Here is a 14,620-nt window from a genome sequence, read left to right as displayed (position 1 = left end):
AAGGAAGGTAAAACTAGCATTCTATACGGCGACTTCCGCCTTGATGTGCGGATGCGGGTCGTAGCCGACAAGCTCGAAATCCTCGTAGCGGAAGGAGAAGATGTCCTTCACGTCCGGATTGATCCGCATCACCGGCAGCGGTCGCGGCGTCCGCGTCAGTTGCAGCCGCGCCTGTTCCAGGTGATTGGAATAGAGATGCGTGTCGCCGAGCGAGTGCACGAAGTCGCCGGGCTTCAATCCCGTGACCTGCGCGACCATGATCGTGAGCAGCGCATAGGACGCAATATTGAAGGGCACGCCGAGGAAGACGTCGGCCGAACGCTGATAGAGCTGGCACGACAGTTTGCCGTTCGCGACATAGAACTGGAACAGCAGGTGGCAGGGCGGCAGCGCCATCTTCTCGACGTCAGCCGGATTCCAGGCGGTGACGATCAGCCGGCGCGAGTCCGGGTTGCGCTTGATCATCTCGATGACATTGGCGATCTGGTCGATGCTGCGCCCGTCCGCCGTAGGCCAGGAGCGCCATTGATGGCCGTAGACCGGCCCGAGATCGCCGTCGGCGTCAGCCCACTCGTCCCAGATGGTGACGCCGTTATCGCGCAGATATTTGATGTTGGTGTCGCCTTTGAGGAACCACAGCAGCTCGTGCACGATCGCCTTCAGCGGCAACCGCTTGGTGGTCAGCATCGGAAAGCCGGCCGCAAGGTTGAAGCGCATCTGATGGCCGAACACCGAGAGCGTGCCGGTGCCGGTCCGGTCGCGCTTCTCGACGCCGTCTGAGAGAATCCGCTCGAGCAGGTCCTGATACTGGTGCATATGCGTGCGCTATGGGCCTTTTGGGAGGTCGGCGAACTTAGCGGCCGGCCCCCGTCCCGCGACAGCAGCGATTCGCTGCCTCGCGCAGATTATACCCGGAAAAGTGAGCGTTCCGCCGACAAACGACAAGGGGCGGAACTTGAGTCCCGCCCCTGCCCTACCCTCTTGATAGTACTGGCCAAGTTGGCAAACGCCGGCCTCAGTTCTCCGATTCGGTGAACACCTCGTCGCGCTTGGCGCGCAACACCGGCAAAACAGTGAGCACCAGGAGGCCGGCTGCGACCGCGAGCAGCACCGCGGAGAGCGGACGCGTCACGAACACGCTCCAGTCGCCGCGCGAGATCAGCAGCGCGCGACGCAGGTTCTCCTCCATCAGCGGTCCGAGCACCATGCCGAGCAAGAGCGGCGCCGGCTCGAAATCGTGCTTGATGAGCCAGTAGCCGACGAGGCCGAACACGCCCGCGAGAATGACGTCGACCGGCGCGTTGTTCACCGAGTAGATGCCGATCGCGCAGAAGATCACGATCGAGGGGAACATCAGCCGGTAGGGCACGCGCAACAGGCGCACCCAGATTCCGACCAGCGGCAGGTTGATGATGATCAGCATGAGGTTGCCGATCCACATCGAGGCGATCATGCCCCAGACGAGGTCCGGCTGCTTCTGCATCACCTGCGGGCCCGGCACGATGCCGTGAATGGTCATCGCGCCGACCATCAGCGCCATCACCGCGTTCGGCGGGATGCCGAGCGTGAGCAAGGGGATGAAGGAGGTCTGCGCCGCAGCGTTGTTGGCGCTCTCCGGCGAAGCTACGCCTTCGATCGCGCCGCGGCCGAACCGCGAGGGGTTCTTCGCGATCTTCTTCTCCAGCGTATAGGCGGCGAAGGAAGCGATGACCGCGCCGCCGCCGGGGAGGATGCCGAGGATCGATCCGAGCACCGTGCCGCGCAGGATCGCGGGCGTCGAGTCGATCAGGTCCTTCCTGGTCGGCATCAAGCCCGTGATCTTCTGCTGCACGAGATCGCGATTCATCTCCGCGCCTGCGTCGAGATTGCGGATGATCTCGGCGAAGCCGAACACACCCATCGCCACCGTCGCGAAGCCGAGGCCGTCAGCGAGTTCCGGGATATTGAACGCCATGCGCGAGGCGCCGGTCTCGATGTCGGAGCCGACCATCGACAGCAGCAGGCCGAGCACGATCATGGCAATCGCCTTGAGCACCGAACCTTTCGCCAGCACCACTGCGAAGATCAGGCCGAGCACCATCAGCGAGAAGTATTCGGCCGGACCGAAGGCCAGCGCGAGTTTCGTGAGCGGCGCGCCGAGGACCGCGATCAAAACGGTCGCCACGCAGCCGGCGAAGAACGAGCCGATCGCCGCGATCGCCAGCGCCGGGCCGGCGCGGCCCTGCCTGGCCATCTGATGGCCGTCGATGGCCGTGACGACGGAGGTCGCTTCACCGGGGATATTGACCAGGATCGAGGTGGTCGAGCCGCCATATTGGGCGCCGTAATAGATGCCCGCGAGCATGATCAGCGCGCCGACCGGCGGCAGCCCGAAAGTGATCGGCAGCAACATCGCGACCGTTGCGACGGTTCCGATGCCCGGCAGCACACCGACCAGCGTGCCGACGAGAGCCCCGATCAGGCACATCAGGATATTGATCGAGATCGGAAGCGACAGACCGAAGAGCCACCAGGGCGACCACCAGCTGACTTGAAACACGACGCCGAAGCCGAGGCCCAGATTGTGAAAGAGATCGACCATCACGCCCTCACTGGACCAGGAATCGCGGGAACATCGGCATCGGCAATCCCAGCACGTAAGGGAATAGCAGGGCGCAGCCGAGCGTCAGGCAGGCGCCGACAATCACGGCCTCGATCCAGCGCGTCTCGTGCGAGCCCATCGCCGCGATCAGGAAGCTGGCGAACGCGCAGACGATCAGGCCCAGCGGGCGTATCGCCAAGGCGAAGAAGACAATCGCGGCCATCACGAACAACGGCCCGCGCCAGGAATAATGCGAGAACCCCGCTCCTTCGGTCAGAAGTCCCGTCAGTGCGATGGCCGCGGCCAACGCGACCAGCAGCCCGCCGAACATGCGCGGCGCGGTGCCGGCACCGAACTTGAAGCCCTGCATGCCGTGCAGGTCGCTGGACGCCCAGAGCGCGAACAGCGCCACCGCCATCAACACGATGCCGCCGATATAGTCCTGCGGCGCGCGGATGGTCATGAAGAGCGTGAGGATCGCGACCGCAAACAGCGGATAGGAATAGATCAGCGCCAGCAGAACGTCCGAAGACAGCGCCTTCTTGGCATCAGCGCCGAACGACCCGAACACCGCGCCGGGCGCCCCCGCCAGAAGCGCGGTCGCATGGCTGATCAGGACGGTCGCCGGGCCGCGCCCGCTGCCCCATCCGAAGATCGTGCCGATCGACCAGATGAATTCGAATATCTGCGGCGCGAGCGCCAAAAGGACGATGCCGATTGCGACCGATGTGTTTCGCGTCGTTGTCGCCGAGTGGCCCATTGTGTCGGCCATGCATGTCTCCTCCGCGACTCCTTAAGTCACGAGCCTTGTTGTTCTATTGGATGGAATTGGATCCCCACCACCAGCATCATTGCCTAGCGACTTTCATCACACAACACCAGCAAAACCCAAGACGCCCCCGGCGAGCAACAGCCAGAGCGGATTGACGCGCGACACCGAGGCAAGCACCGCAACGCCCGCCACCAGTAGCGCAGCAATCACGGTGTGAGTGGTGGATTGGGCCAGGATCAGGGCGCTCGCCGCCATCAGGCCGATCGACAGCGGAACCAGTGCAGCCTGGATCATGGCGGGCCAGCGTGATTGGCTGGGGCGGTTGAGGAGGCGGCTCACATAGTAGGCAAGCAGAGCCGTCGGCAGGCACATCGCAAGCGTTGCCGCGAGCGCGCCGGGAATGCCGGCAACCGCATAGCCGATCAACGTGACGATCAGGACGTTCGGGCCGGGCGAGAGCTGCGAGATCGCAAAGGCATCGGCGAACTGCTTGTCGGTCATCCAGTGGTGCACGTCCACGGCGATGCGGTGCATCTCCGGCACCGCGGCAGCCGCGCCGCCGACCGCGAACAGCGACATCAGGCCGAAAGTCGAGATCAGCGCCCAGATCGGGTTCTCGCTGTTCATGCTGCTACCTTCCGTCGCAGAGCAACCGTGACGGCGATGCTGGCGGGGATCGCGACCAGCAGCACGGCTTGCAGCGGCAGCCGCAGCACACCGATCGCGACGAACACGGCGGCCATCAGGACGAGGGCGATGGCGTCGGCACGCTTCAAGAGCGGCGTCATCATGCGAAAGACCACCGCGATCAAGAGCCCGACCGCCGCGCAGGACACCCCGGCAAGGGTCCGCCGCAAAACCTCGAGCTCGCCGAAATGGGCATAGAGCGCAGCGAGAGCCGTCATGATCAGCGTCGGCGGCACCAACAGCCCGGCGAAGGCGGCAACGCCGCCGGCAAGCCCACGCAGGTGCGAGCCGAACACCATCGACAGGTTGACGATGTTGGGTCCCGGCAGGAAGTGGCAGAGCGCAAAGGTCTCGTTGAACTCGTCCGCCGTCATCCAGCGGTGATCGTCCACGATCGCCCGCCGCGCGAACACCAAAACCCCGCCAAACCCGGCCAGCGACATCCTGGCGAAGGCCATGAACAGGGCGAAGAGGCCCGGGGGAACGGTCTTGGCGGGGATATCCGGCTCTTGAACGGCCGGTCCGGAATCCGAGGACATCGCGGCAGCTTAAGGGGGCTGCTATCCCCGCGCCAAGACCGGCCTTGTGGGCTGCCAGTATCTATCCAAAGGAACTCTCGCCAAACCCCTGTCTTTCCCGACCTTTGCCCCCTATATTAGGAGTGCCGGCTTGCCGGCTATGGAAATAAACGGTCGTCGCAATAAACCATTCGGACCCGGGGGCGGTACCCGGCGCCTCCACCAAAGCCCACCAGCGGGCTACCCGAGAAGCGGGCTTTGGCGGGGGCGAAATAGGATCGACGAGGGCGTAAAGGGCGTACTTTTTCCCGGTATTGTTCCGCCGTTATCGGGCTAATGCAATAGTTGCCAACGACAACTTTGCTCCGGTTGCTCAGGCTGCGTAACGCAGTTTGAAAGACCACTTTAAAGTCCTAGCGGGTTAAGCTCCGCTAGGCGGGGTTCGGAGGCACCTGGCAACAGAAGCCTCCACTTCCACTTTATCTCCCGTCCATTTTTCTCGCGGGCGGGGACTCCTGCTGGCCGGTCGGGCGCGGTACCATTGCTGCTTGGCGAGTCGGCGCGGCAACGGCTCGGGACATGCGACAGGACCGATAGTCAGGATCCATAATGGCGACCGATCATATCCGATACGACGTGCTGGCACGCGACGCATTGCGCGGTGTGCTGCGGAAGGTGCTGAGCGATGCAGCAGCGCACGGATTGCCGGGCGAGCATCACTTCTTCATCACCTTCATGTCGAAGGCGGAGGGCGCAAAGCTGTCGCCGCGGCTGCTCGCGCAATACCCCGACGAGATGACCATCATCCTCCAACACCAGTTCTGGGATCTCACCGTGCTCGAGGACCGCTTCGAGGTCGGGCTGTCGTTCGGCGGCATCCCGGAGCGGCTGGTGGTGCCGTTCAGCGCAATCAAGAGCTTCCTCGACCCGTCGGTCAAATTCGGCCTCCAGTTCGATACCTCCGATGTGGCGGAAGTGCCGCCCGCGGCACTCCCCGCGGCCCCTGCTCCGGCGGCCGTCTCGGTCCCCGCACCGGCTGCCGAGAAGGCTGAGGCCGAGGACGAGCCCACTGCACCCAACCAAGGCGGCGCCGAGGTCGTGCGGCTGGATCGCTTCCGCAAGAAATGATCGAGGTCGTGGCGCGCGAGAGCCAAAGCGCGGCCAAACCACCTATATAGATGAGCATCGAGAAGCCGCGCATACCACGCGGCAGAATGGATGTGCTCATGGACAAGACGACCCGCCCCTCGCGCCGCTCTTCCACCCGGATCGAAACCGACAGTTTTGGTCCGATCGAGGTCCCCACCGACCGCTATTGGGGCGCGCAGACCGAACGCTCGCGGCAGAATTTCCGCATCGGGGAAGATCGCATGCCGATTTCGCTCGTGCATGCGCTCGGCATCGTCAAGCTGGCCGCCGCCCAGACCAATCGCGAGCTCGGCCTCATCGACCAGCGCCGGGCGAATGCGATCATCCGCGCCGCGCGCGAGGTGGTCGAGGGCAAGCTCGACGACCACTTTCCGCTGGTGGTGTGGCAGACCGGCTCGGGCACCCAGAGCAACATGAACCTCAACGAGGTGATCGCCAACCGCGCCAATGAGCTTCTGGGCGGCGAGCTCGGCACCAAGAAGCCGGTTCATCCCAACGACCACGTCAATATGAGCCAGTCGTCGAACGACTCGTTTCCCACCGCGATGCATATCGCGGCCGCGGGCCGGATCACGGCCGATCTCATTCCCGCGCTGTCCGAGCTGCTCGGCGCGCTGCGCAAGAAAGAGAAGGCGTTCGCGGAGATCGTCAAGATCGGCCGCACCCATACCCAGGATGCGACGCCGCTGACGCTCGGCCAGGAATTTTCCGGCTACGCCGCACAGGTCGAAAGCGGCATCGCGCGATTGAAGGTCGCGGTCAAGGATCTCTATCCGCTGGCGCAGGGCGGCACCGCGGTCGGCACCGGTCTCAACTCAAAGCCGCGCTTTGCAAGGCTGTTCGCCAAGCATGTCGCCGGGATCACGAAACTGCCCTTCACCAGCGCCGCCAACAAGTTCGAGGCGCTGGCATCGAACGATGCCTATGTGCTCGTGCACGGCGCCATCAATTCGGTGGCGACGGGGCTGTTCAAGATCGCCAACGACATCCGCCTGCTGGGATCGGGCCCGCGCTCGGGGCTGGGCGAACTGATCCTGCCCGAGAACGAACCCGGCTCCTCGATCATGCCCGGCAAGGTCAACCCGACCCAATGCGAGGCGATGACCATGGTGTGCTGCCAGGTGTTCGGCAATCACACCGCCATTACGGTCGCCGGCAGCCAGGGGCATTTCGAGCTCAACGTCTTCAAGCCCGTGCTGGCCTACAACATGCTGCATTCGATCCGGCTGATGGCCGACGCCGCGCGCTCGTTCACCGAGCATTGCGTTGCGGGCATCCGCGCCGACGAGAAGCGGATCCGCGAGCTGATGGAGCGCTCGCTGATGCTGGTGACGGCGCTGGCGCCGAAGATCGGCTACGACAACGCGGCCAAGGTGGCCAAAACGGCGCATGCCAACGGTACCACGCTAAAGGAAGAGGCGCTCCGACTCGGCTTCGTGTCGGCCGACGAGTTCGAACGGCTGGTCCAGCCCGAGAGGATGACCCATCCCGGCTGAAATTGCCGAATTTTGCTAGACCTCCGTAAAGATACGGAGGAAAAAACGGCAAGAAATATAAGGTCCGGGCAACGGGCTTTGATTACCGTCAATGTTCTGGCCCTGGCGCATGCTAGGCGGGTATTTGCCCCTGACCGGGCGAAATTGATTGTTTGACGGTATCAGAGGCCGATTGACGAGGACCAAATGGCGATCAAGTCTCACGGGGCGCGCCGCGGCGCGTCATTTTCAAAGATTTCGTCCTGCCTGCCGAGGATTGGCTGATGGAGACACGGCATGGGGAACGTCATCAACTTGAACCGCTTCCGGAAGCGCGCCGAGCGGGAAGCCTCGGCGAAGCAGGCGGAGGTCAACCGGGCGAAGTTCGGGCGCACCAAGGCCGAGCGCTCGGAGGAGGAGAAGCGCGAAGCCCAAGCGAAGGAGCGCCTGGATCAGCATCGGATCGAGCGCGAGGAACAGCCATGAAATCGCCCGTCGTCAAGCGATCGATTGTCGTCGCCGGCCACAAGACAAGCGTCAGCCTGGAAGAGGCCTTCTGGAACGGCATGAAGGAGATCTCCGGCCTGCGCAACATGACGCTGTCGGAGCTGGTCGGAGAGATCGACGGCAATCGCCAGCAGGGCAACCTGTCGTCCGCGATCCGGCTGTTCGTGCTCGATTACTTCAAGAACCGCGCCGCGGCGGTCCTGCCCGAGCAGAAAGTGCCGGCCCAGTAGGCCGGAGCCGCCAGGTAACGCATCCGCGAGGCTGCACCTTATAATCACTCTAAGGTGCGGTCCCGGCTGCGTGAGGGCGCTTGACCTGTCTCGCTGCCGTTGAAAATACAGGGCATGACCGACGACAAGATCACGCTCCTGCAAACCTCCACGCACCTGACCTCGGGTTCGCCCTCGGGTTCGCCTTTGGGGCTGGCCGAACGCGGCTATTCGGGCGTCATCCAGCATCTTTCCGCCGGCGGTGCGGGCTCGGCCCTGTCGGACGTCGAGCTGGAGAGCCGCCTGATCGAGCTCGGCTTCGTCGAAGGCGCCAAGGTCGAGATCCTGCACGAAGGCATCGTCGGCCGTGACCCGATCGCGGTGCGCGTCGACAACGTCACCATCGCGGTGCGCCGTCGCGAAGCCATGGCCATCATCGTCGCCTAACGGCGACCGGACCTCTGACCCGGGCCATTGATCCCATGGAAGCTCCACTGCTGCATCTGGCCCTGGTGGGCACGCCGAACAGCGGCAAGACCTCGCTATTCAATGCGCTGACCGGCAGCCGGCAGAAGGTCGCGAACTATCCCGGCGTCACCGTCGAGCGCAAGGAAGGCTTTTTCGTCACTCCCTTGGGGCGCCAGGTCTCGGTGGTCGACCTGCCCGGCACCTATTCGCTGCGCGGCCGCAGCCCGGATGAGGAGATCACTCGCGACATCGTGCTCGGCAAGGCCTCGGGCGAGACGAGGCCCGATCTCGTGCTGTGCGTGGCCGATTCCACCAATCTGCGCCTGACCATCCGCCTCCTGCTCGAGCTCAAGCGCACCGGACGACCGATCGTGCTGGTGCTCAACATGTTCGACATCGCAACCCGCCGCGGCATCACGGTGGACGTGGCGCAAATGGCCAACGCGCTCGGCGTGCCCGTGGTCACCTCGATCGCGGTCCGCAAGGGCGGCACTGCCGACCTGCTCAGGCTGACCGACGAGATCTCGGCGCAGGTGCAGCCGCAGCCCCAGGAGAACGGCTGGCGGCCGCTCAGCGTCGCCGAGCTGCGCGCCACGCAGCGCGAGGCCGACCGGATCATCGCCTCCAGCGTCAGCCTGCCGAGCCGGCCCGACACCTGGACCGCGCGGATCGACGCCGTGGTGCTGCATCCCGTCGGCGGCCTCATCGTGCTCGCTTTGATCCTGTTCGTGATGTTCCAGGCCGTGTTCGCCTGGGCGCAGCCGCTGATGGAGCTCTTGTCCTCCTCGTTCGACGCGCTCGGGCAGTTCGTGCACGACACCCTGCCAACTGGGCTGTTGCAGAGCTTCCTTCAGAACGGCGTGATCTCCGGCGTCGGCAGCGTCATCGTGTTCCTGCCGCAGATCATCATCATCTTCCTGTTCATCCTGCTCCTGGAAGATTTCGGCTACATGGCGCGGGCGGCCTTCCTGATGGACCGCATCATGGGCGGCGCCGGCCTGCACGGCCGCGCGTTCATTCCGCTGCTGTCGAGCTTTGCCTGTGCCATTCCCGGCATCATGGCGACGCGCGTGATCGACAACCGGCGCGACCGGCTGACCACGATCCTGATCGCGCCGCTGATGACCTGCTCGGCGCGCATTCCCGTCTATACGCTGATCATCTCCGCCTTCATTCCGGCAAAACAGGTCTGGGGCTTCGTCAACCTCCAGGGCCTCGTGATGTTCGGCCTTTACGCCGCCGGCATCGGCAGCGCGCTTCTGGTCTCGTTCCTGATCAAGTTCTTCATGCTGCGCGACTATGCGCCGGCGCCCTTCATGCTGGAGCTGCCCGACTACAAGATGCCGCGCCTGAAATCGATCGCGATCGGCATCTTCACCCGCGCAAAGATGTTTTTGCAGCGCGCCGGCACCACGATCTTCTCGATGATGGTCTTGATCTGGTTCCTGGCCTCATTCCCGCAAGCACCGGCTGGCGCCGCGGACCCCGCCATCAACTACAGCCTCGCCGCGATCCTCGGCAAGGCGATCGCGCCGCTGCTCGCGCCCGTCGGCTTCAACTGGCAGATCGCGGTGGCGCTCATCCCGGGCATGGCGGCGCGCGAGGTCGCGGTGGCAGCCCTCGGCACGGTCTATGCGATCGAGGGCGGCAAGGAAGCGGCCGAGCAGATCGGCCAGGTGCTGGCGACGAAATGGTCGCTGGCGACCGCCCTGTCACTGCTCGCCTGGTACATCTTCGCCCCGCAATGCGCCTCGACGCTCGCCGTGATCCGGCGCGAGACCGGGAGCTGGAAGTGGATGGTGACCACCTTCGCCTACATGCTGGCGCTCGCCTATGCCGCAAGCCTTGCGACCTACAATGTCGCGGTCGCGCTCGGCGCCGGTTAGCCTTTCCACATAAATCTCGAAAACAACCCCATGCAAAGTAGCCGGTGCTTGCTGGCGCCGTCCTTGAAAATTCGGAAAATCCGTTGATACGTCGGGCAAATCAGGAGCACGATGCCATCATCGAAGAGTTGGCAGGATACGGCTTCAGTGCCATCCGTGCTGTCAATTCTGCGGCGCTCTTGCGTTGATTTCGGTCAATGGTGGGGCTCACGGCATGCCACGTTTTCTCATGGTAGCCACGAGCCTCGTCGTTTCTTCCTTATCAAATTGCCTGCCGACACCTCCTCTCCGACGAGCGCCCTCAAAAGCCATTGAGCTAGATCAATGCTGGTCCGCTTCGCGGCATCAGCGTCGAGGTCCGACCACGAAGGACGGGCCATGGACGCGCTGCTCAAGGAAATCCGGCATAGCCCGCTGCTGTGGTTGCTGATCTTCGTACCCGTGGTGATCGCGCTCGCGCGCGTCATGCCGGATGCGCATACGCTGCTGTTCGTGCTGGCCGTGATTGCCATCGTTCCGCTCGCGAGCCTGCTCAGCCACGCGACGGAGGCCGTGGCCGAGAAGACCGGCGATGCGGTCGGCGGGTTGCTGAACGCCACACTCGGCAATCTGACGGAGCTCATCATCGCGGTCACGGCGCTGCATGCCGGTGAATACATGCTGGTCAAGGCCTCGATCGCGGGCGCCATCGTCACCAATTCGCTGTTCATGCTGGGAGCTTCCCTGCTTCTGGGCGGGCTGAGGCACCGCGTGCAGGAGTACAACCGCGCCGGCGGCAGGCTCTATTCCGCGCTGCTGCTGATGGCCACGATTGCCCTGTTGTCGCCCTCCGCCGTGGCCGACCTCAACTTCCCCGGAAGCGAGACGGCGGTGCACCGCTTGAGTGCCGCGCTGGCGATCCTGCTGATCGCGGCCTACGGCCTCAGCATGCTGTTCTCGCTGAAGACGCATAAGGAGCTGTTCGCCAGCAGCGACCAGGGCGAGGCGGCCGGACCGATGCTGCCGATCGCGGTGGCAATTCCGACGCTGGGAATCGTGACCGTGCTGGTCGCGCTGGTCAGCGAGATTTTCGTCGAGTCCGTGCAGAAGGCGGCGGAAGCGCTGGGCATGAGCCCGGCGTTCGTCGGCTTCATCGTGGTCGCCCTGGTCGGCGCCGCGGCCGAGATGGCGGTGGCATTCGGCGCGGCACGCCGCAACCGGCTCGATATGAGCGTGAGCATCGCGCTCGGAAGCGCGGCCCAGATCGCCTTGTTCGTCGCCCCCGTTCTCGTGCTGCTCAGCTATGTCGTCGGGCCGCAGCCGATGGACCTTCAATTCTGGCCTGGAGCCGTGACCATGGTCATGATTTCCACCGTGGTGACGAGTTTCATCACCAATAGCGGACGGTCGGCCTGGTTCATCGGCGCTCTCCTGCTTTTCATCTACGCGATCTTCGCAATGACGCTCTACATGGTCCCGCCCGGCTCGCACGGCCCGGTCTAGGACACTGGCGCGGACGGAGCGCACCGCATAGGCTGCGACGTTTGCTGCGCCGCACGAATCAGCTGTGGCCGGCGATGGTCCACAAAAGGCCGGCGATCAGAGCCCGAGAGCCGAATTGAAGAAAGCGATTGCTCAGGGCATCCTGCTCCCATGACTTTGACCCTGGCCCTTGTGACGACCATCTGCGCTGTCGCGCTGACGGAACGCAGCGTTGAACACCTGGTGTTTGCGATCGCGGCGCTCTTCCTCAACGCGGCTCTGCTGCTGGTTTTCGTTGCCGATTTCGAGAGGGCGATCCTGCTGTCCGGCGTGCTGGCAGTCGCAATCGCCGGTGTATCGATCGTCAAATTCAAACACAGCGCACTCAAGCTGATCGTATCCGATGTGCCGCTTGCGTTTGCAGGCACAGTCCCGTTCTTCGTGCTGCAATATCCACGCATGATGCTGGGTGTTCTGGTCGCAGGCATCCTGCTCGCTTTCGCTTCGATCGCGGTTCTGGTCTACGGCGCCGGATCTCCGATTTCCGTCGGCTTTCGAATTCCATTGTTCTGCCTTGCACTCATCGGCTTTGCGAAGGCTTCCGCCATCAAGGGCGCCTCGTCCTTGCGGCTGACGCTGACGCAAGGGCGGTGCTTTTATTCCACTTTCGTGGCCTCGCTCATCGACCCCGCGTCCTGGCGGCAGTTCAATGGGCTGGCTCTGAGCGATATCGCAAACGAACCGTTGCCGTTGAAGGAGGCGGTGCCAGCGCGCTCGAGCGACCGTCCGGACATTATCGTCATCCAGCACGAATCGATCTTCGACCCGCGCATCTTTGGCCTGCCGATCGAGCCGGTCGTCGAAGCGTTCCTGTCTCCGGCGGAGGGGCAATTCGGGCGCCTCAACGTGGACATCTACGGTGGCGGCTCGTGGCAGTCGGAATTCAGCCTGTTGACCGGTCTTTCAAGCGCCAGCTTCGGTTCAAGCGCCTACTACCTCTTCAGGAAAGGCGCCGGCCGGTTCCACAGCAGCCTACCGCGCTCGTTGGCCTCGCTCGGCTACAAGACGACCCTCACATCGAGCTGTCGTCGCGACTTTCTCGACTATGATGAGTTTTACAGCTCGATCGGCATCGACCAGCGCATCTTCATCGACGATTTTCCGCCGCCCTTTGATGTCAGAGGTTTCGAGAAGACGAATTCGGATGCGACGTTTCTGGAAGCGGTGATCGATGCTCATGCCAAGAGGATCGCCGATGACCCGTCACCCAGATTTCTCTATGTGCTGACCAACTTCAATCACGGCCCGCATGATCGGCGGCTGGTGCCGCCCGGGCACTTCGAGAAAGAGCGCGCCTTTGCGATGGCGAGCCTTCCCGATGCCGGATATGCTGAATATTACGCGCGACTCGTGGAGACCGCCTCCACCTGGCAAAAGCTCAGAGAGAAGCTGGCAAACAGTTTTCCGGGACGCCCTGTTCTCGTGATGCACTATGGGGACCACCAACCCGTATTGACGAGACGGATCGATCGCCACCTGGAAGGTCCGGGAGATAGCCGGCGTCCGTTTCGTACATTCTACGCGATCGAGGCTTTGAGTATCCCTCACTTTGATCGCGGACGGGGCGCAGACCTCGATATCGCTTTTCTTGGAACCGTCGCTTTGCAACGGACAGGCCTCCCGCTTGATCCAATATTTGCCACGCGCGCGAGCTTGCTGGACGATTGCGGAGAAACCTACTTTGCATCTAGATCCGAGCGAAAACGCCGATTCCACCGCACGCTTGTGGATCGCGGCTTGATAGACTTGAAGCCGCGCCTTCGGCACGCCCGCTAGCGCGGCTCATTCTTCCGTGCTTTGCTCGGCGCCACCCTGCAGGAGGTTCACATGGATGACCGAACCGTGCGGCTTGCGCTGGAGCGTCACTGGAATGCGTCGGATGCCGGTGATTTCGATGCCGAGCATGATATCTACCGTGAGGATGCGATGCTCGATTATCCGCAATCGGGCGAGCGGATCCGCGGCCGGCACAAAATCAGGGAGAGCCGGTTCGTCCAGCCCAACAGGAAGCGCTTTGCGGTCCGGCGAATTGTTGGCGGCGGCGATCTCTGGGTGACTGAATTCACGCTCAGCTATGACGACATACCGTCCTATGCGGTGAGCATCATGGAATTCCGCGAAGGACTGGTGGCGCACGAAACGCAATATTTCGCCGATCGATTTGAGCCCTCGCCCTCGCGGGCACATCTCGTCGAGCGCGTCTGAATGGACGGCGCGCGGCTATCGGCCTCCATGGACCACTTCACCACCGAGAGACTGACTGCCGAGAGGCTGCACGAAGGTCACTTAACGGATCTGGTTGCGCTGCATCTCGATCCCGAAGTGTCCCGATATCTCGGCGGCGTGCGCTCGCCCGAAACAACGAGGACGTACCTCGCGGTCAACATGGCCCACTGGGATCGCCATGGCTTTGGGCTCTGGGCGCTAAGGACGCCAACGGGGGAGTTCGCCGGGAGGGCCGGAATTCGGCACATTCTCGTGGATGACGTCGACGAGATCGAGATCGCCTACACTTTCAAGCGCAGTCTTTGGGGCCGGGGACTGGCGAGCGAGATCGCGAACGCGCTGACGCGCATCGGACTGGCCCGGCCCGAGCTGCCGTCGCTCATCGGCCTGGTCTTCGTCGAGAACGGCGCATCCCGTCGCGTGCTGGAGAAATCAGATTTTATCCTGGAGCGGAGCACGATTTATCGCGGCGAAAACGTCGTGATTTACCGGGCCCGACGGTGAGCGCCGCAGGCTAATCGCACCGGTCGGACCGCCTCTGAACCGGTCCTGTGCTTTCGACGACTAATCCCACTACAGCGCATGACGTGGTCGTCCAGACGGGGGCATGCCGGGATGTCC

The 14,620-nt window shown here is 63.4% G+C and carries 16 protein-coding genes and 1 other RNA gene; 11 read left to right on the top strand and 6 right to left on the bottom strand.

Going from position 1 to position 14,620, the window contains the following annotated elements; genetic code table 11:
• Positions 1–21: 21 nt before the first annotated feature.
• The 5 genes from NLM33_RS39405 to NLM33_RS39385 form a co-directional block, all read right to left on the bottom strand.
• Complete coding sequence (locus NLM33_RS39405; protein WP_254103766.1) at positions 22–816, bottom strand: thymidylate synthase; 795 nt, start codon at positions 814–816, stop codon at positions 22–24.
• A 199-nt stretch (positions 817–1,015) separates the two neighbouring features.
• The gene (locus NLM33_RS39400; protein WP_254103765.1) at positions 1,016–2,581 is read right to left on the bottom strand and encodes a tripartite tricarboxylate transporter permease; all 1,566 of its coding nucleotides are present in this window, start codon (positions 2,579–2,581) and stop codon (positions 1,016–1,018) included.
• Between the two features lie 7 nt (positions 2,582–2,588).
• Positions 2,589–3,353 carry a tripartite tricarboxylate transporter TctB family protein gene (locus NLM33_RS39395; RefSeq protein ID WP_254103764.1) on the bottom strand — a complete coding sequence of 255 codons (765 nt, stop codon included), beginning with the start codon at positions 3,351–3,353 and terminating at the stop codon, positions 2,589–2,591.
• Between the two features lie 96 nt (positions 3,354–3,449).
• Positions 3,450–3,980, bottom strand: coding sequence for a chromate transporter (locus tag NLM33_RS39390; protein ID WP_254103763.1), 531 nt, complete (start codon positions 3,978–3,980; stop codon positions 3,450–3,452).
• Complete coding sequence (locus tag NLM33_RS39385; protein ID WP_254103762.1) at positions 3,977–4,579, bottom strand: chromate transporter; 603 nt, start codon at positions 4,577–4,579, stop codon at positions 3,977–3,979. Before NLM33_RS39385 ends, NLM33_RS39390 begins: the two co-directional genes overlap by 4 nt.
• A gap of 85 nt (positions 4,580–4,664) precedes the next feature.
• On the opposite strand from NLM33_RS39385, the gene ssrA reads away from it, so the two are divergent.
• The 8 genes from ssrA (at position 4,665) to cax (ending at position 11,734) form a co-directional block, all read left to right on the top strand.
• Positions 4,665–5,031, top strand: a transfer-messenger RNA (tmRNA) gene (gene ssrA / locus NLM33_RS39380).
• A gap of 136 nt (positions 5,032–5,167) precedes the next feature.
• Positions 5,168–5,686: an SspB family protein gene (locus NLM33_RS39375; protein WP_254103761.1), complete on the top strand. Its 519-nt coding sequence runs from the start codon at positions 5,168–5,170 to the stop codon at positions 5,684–5,686.
• Positions 5,687–5,772: 86 nt separating this feature from the next.
• A complete protein-coding gene (fumC, locus tag NLM33_RS39370) occupies positions 5,773–7,203 on the top strand; it encodes a class II fumarate hydratase (RefSeq protein WP_254103760.1) in 1,431 nt (476 codons plus the stop codon).
• 276 nt (positions 7,204–7,479) lie between these two features.
• Complete coding sequence (locus NLM33_RS39365; RefSeq protein WP_254103759.1) at positions 7,480–7,668, top strand: DUF4169 family protein; 189 nt, start codon at positions 7,480–7,482, stop codon at positions 7,666–7,668.
• The gene (locus NLM33_RS39360) at positions 7,665–7,919 is read left to right on the top strand and encodes a ribbon-helix-helix domain-containing protein (RefSeq protein ID WP_254103758.1); all 255 of its coding nucleotides are present in this window, start codon (positions 7,665–7,667) and stop codon (positions 7,917–7,919) included. Before NLM33_RS39365 ends, NLM33_RS39360 begins: the two co-directional genes overlap by 4 nt.
• 114 nt (positions 7,920–8,033) lie before the next feature.
• On the top strand, positions 8,034–8,345 hold the full coding sequence (locus NLM33_RS39355) for a FeoA family protein (protein ID WP_254103757.1): 312 nt from the start codon (positions 8,034–8,036) through the stop codon (positions 8,343–8,345).
• A gap of 35 nt (positions 8,346–8,380) precedes the next feature.
• Complete coding sequence (locus NLM33_RS39350; RefSeq protein ID WP_254103756.1) at positions 8,381–10,252, top strand: ferrous iron transporter B; 1,872 nt, start codon at positions 8,381–8,383, stop codon at positions 10,250–10,252.
• Between the two features lie 378 nt (positions 10,253–10,630).
• Positions 10,631–11,734, top strand: a complete 1,104-nt coding sequence (cax, locus tag NLM33_RS39345; RefSeq protein WP_254103755.1) for a calcium/proton exchanger — start codon at positions 10,631–10,633, stop codon at positions 11,732–11,734.
• A 132-nt stretch (positions 11,735–11,866) separates the two neighbouring features.
• Here cax and NLM33_RS39340 read toward each other — a convergent pair whose 3' ends face one another.
• Entirely contained in the window at positions 11,867–12,358 is a 492-nt protein-coding gene (locus NLM33_RS39340) for a hypothetical protein (RefSeq protein ID WP_254103754.1), read from the bottom strand.
• On the opposite strand from NLM33_RS39340, the gene NLM33_RS39335 reads away from it, so the two are divergent.
• Genes NLM33_RS39335 through NLM33_RS39325 form a run of 3 tightly spaced genes read left to right on the top strand, consistent with a single transcriptional unit; the run spans position 12,338 to position 14,503 of the window.
• Positions 12,338–13,549, top strand: coding sequence for a sulfatase-like hydrolase/transferase (locus NLM33_RS39335; RefSeq protein WP_254103753.1), 1,212 nt, complete (start codon positions 12,338–12,340; stop codon positions 13,547–13,549). The genes NLM33_RS39340 and NLM33_RS39335 overlap by 21 nt on opposite strands.
• Positions 13,550–13,600: 51 nt before the next feature.
• On the top strand, positions 13,601–13,978 hold the full coding sequence (locus NLM33_RS39330) for a nuclear transport factor 2 family protein (protein ID WP_254103752.1): 378 nt from the start codon (positions 13,601–13,603) through the stop codon (positions 13,976–13,978).
• A gap of 27 nt (positions 13,979–14,005) precedes the next feature.
• Positions 14,006–14,503 (top strand): GNAT family N-acetyltransferase, encoded by a 498-nt coding sequence (locus NLM33_RS39325; protein ID WP_254106109.1) that lies wholly within the window; start codon positions 14,006–14,008, stop codon positions 14,501–14,503.
• The last annotated feature ends 117 nt before the right edge of the window (positions 14,504–14,620 follow it).

Source organism: Bradyrhizobium sp. CCGUVB1N3 (genome assembly GCF_024199925.1).
Taxonomy (GTDB): Bacteria; Pseudomonadota; Alphaproteobacteria; order Rhizobiales; family Xanthobacteraceae; genus Bradyrhizobium.
Note: the sequence above shows the minus strand (reverse complement) of the source record. Positions and strands in the feature narration are given on the sequence as shown.

What these genes read in the sequence shown, in the direction of transcription:
- NLM33_RS39350 (WP_254103756.1), top strand. Translation starts at nt 8,381, where the DNA reads ATGGAAGCTCCACTGCTGCATCTGGCCCTGGTGGGCACGCCGAACAGC.
- NLM33_RS39400 (WP_254103765.1), bottom strand. Translation starts at nt 2,581, where the DNA reads ATGGTCGATCTCTTTCACAATCTGGGCCTCGGCTTCGGCGTCGTGTTT.
- NLM33_RS39365 (WP_254103759.1), top strand. Translation starts at nt 7,480, where the DNA reads ATGGGGAACGTCATCAACTTGAACCGCTTCCGGAAGCGCGCCGAGCGG.
- NLM33_RS39390 (WP_254103763.1), bottom strand. Translation starts at nt 3,980, where the DNA reads ATGAACAGCGAGAACCCGATCTGGGCGCTGATCTCGACTTTCGGCCTG.
- NLM33_RS39355 (WP_254103757.1), top strand. Translation starts at nt 8,034, where the DNA reads ATGACCGACGACAAGATCACGCTCCTGCAAACCTCCACGCACCTGACC.
- fumC (WP_254103760.1), top strand. Translation starts at nt 5,773, where the DNA reads ATGGATGTGCTCATGGACAAGACGACCCGCCCCTCGCGCCGCTCTTCC.
- NLM33_RS39385 (WP_254103762.1), bottom strand. Translation starts at nt 4,579, where the DNA reads ATGTCCTCGGATTCCGGACCGGCCGTTCAAGAGCCGGATATCCCCGCC.
- NLM33_RS39360 (WP_254103758.1), top strand. Translation starts at nt 7,665, where the DNA reads ATGAAATCGCCCGTCGTCAAGCGATCGATTGTCGTCGCCGGCCACAAG.
- NLM33_RS39325 (WP_254106109.1), top strand. Translation starts at nt 14,006, where the DNA reads ATGGACCACTTCACCACCGAGAGACTGACTGCCGAGAGGCTGCACGAA.
- NLM33_RS39395 (WP_254103764.1), bottom strand. Translation starts at nt 3,353, where the DNA reads ATGGCCGACACAATGGGCCACTCGGCGACAACGACGCGAAACACATCG.
- NLM33_RS39375 (WP_254103761.1), top strand. Translation starts at nt 5,168, where the DNA reads ATGGCGACCGATCATATCCGATACGACGTGCTGGCACGCGACGCATTG.
- NLM33_RS39330 (WP_254103752.1), top strand. Translation starts at nt 13,601, where the DNA reads ATGGATGACCGAACCGTGCGGCTTGCGCTGGAGCGTCACTGGAATGCG.
- NLM33_RS39405 (WP_254103766.1), bottom strand. Translation starts at nt 816, where the DNA reads ATGCACCAGTATCAGGACCTGCTCGAGCGGATTCTCTCAGACGGCGTC.
- cax (WP_254103755.1), top strand. Translation starts at nt 10,631, where the DNA reads ATGGACGCGCTGCTCAAGGAAATCCGGCATAGCCCGCTGCTGTGGTTG.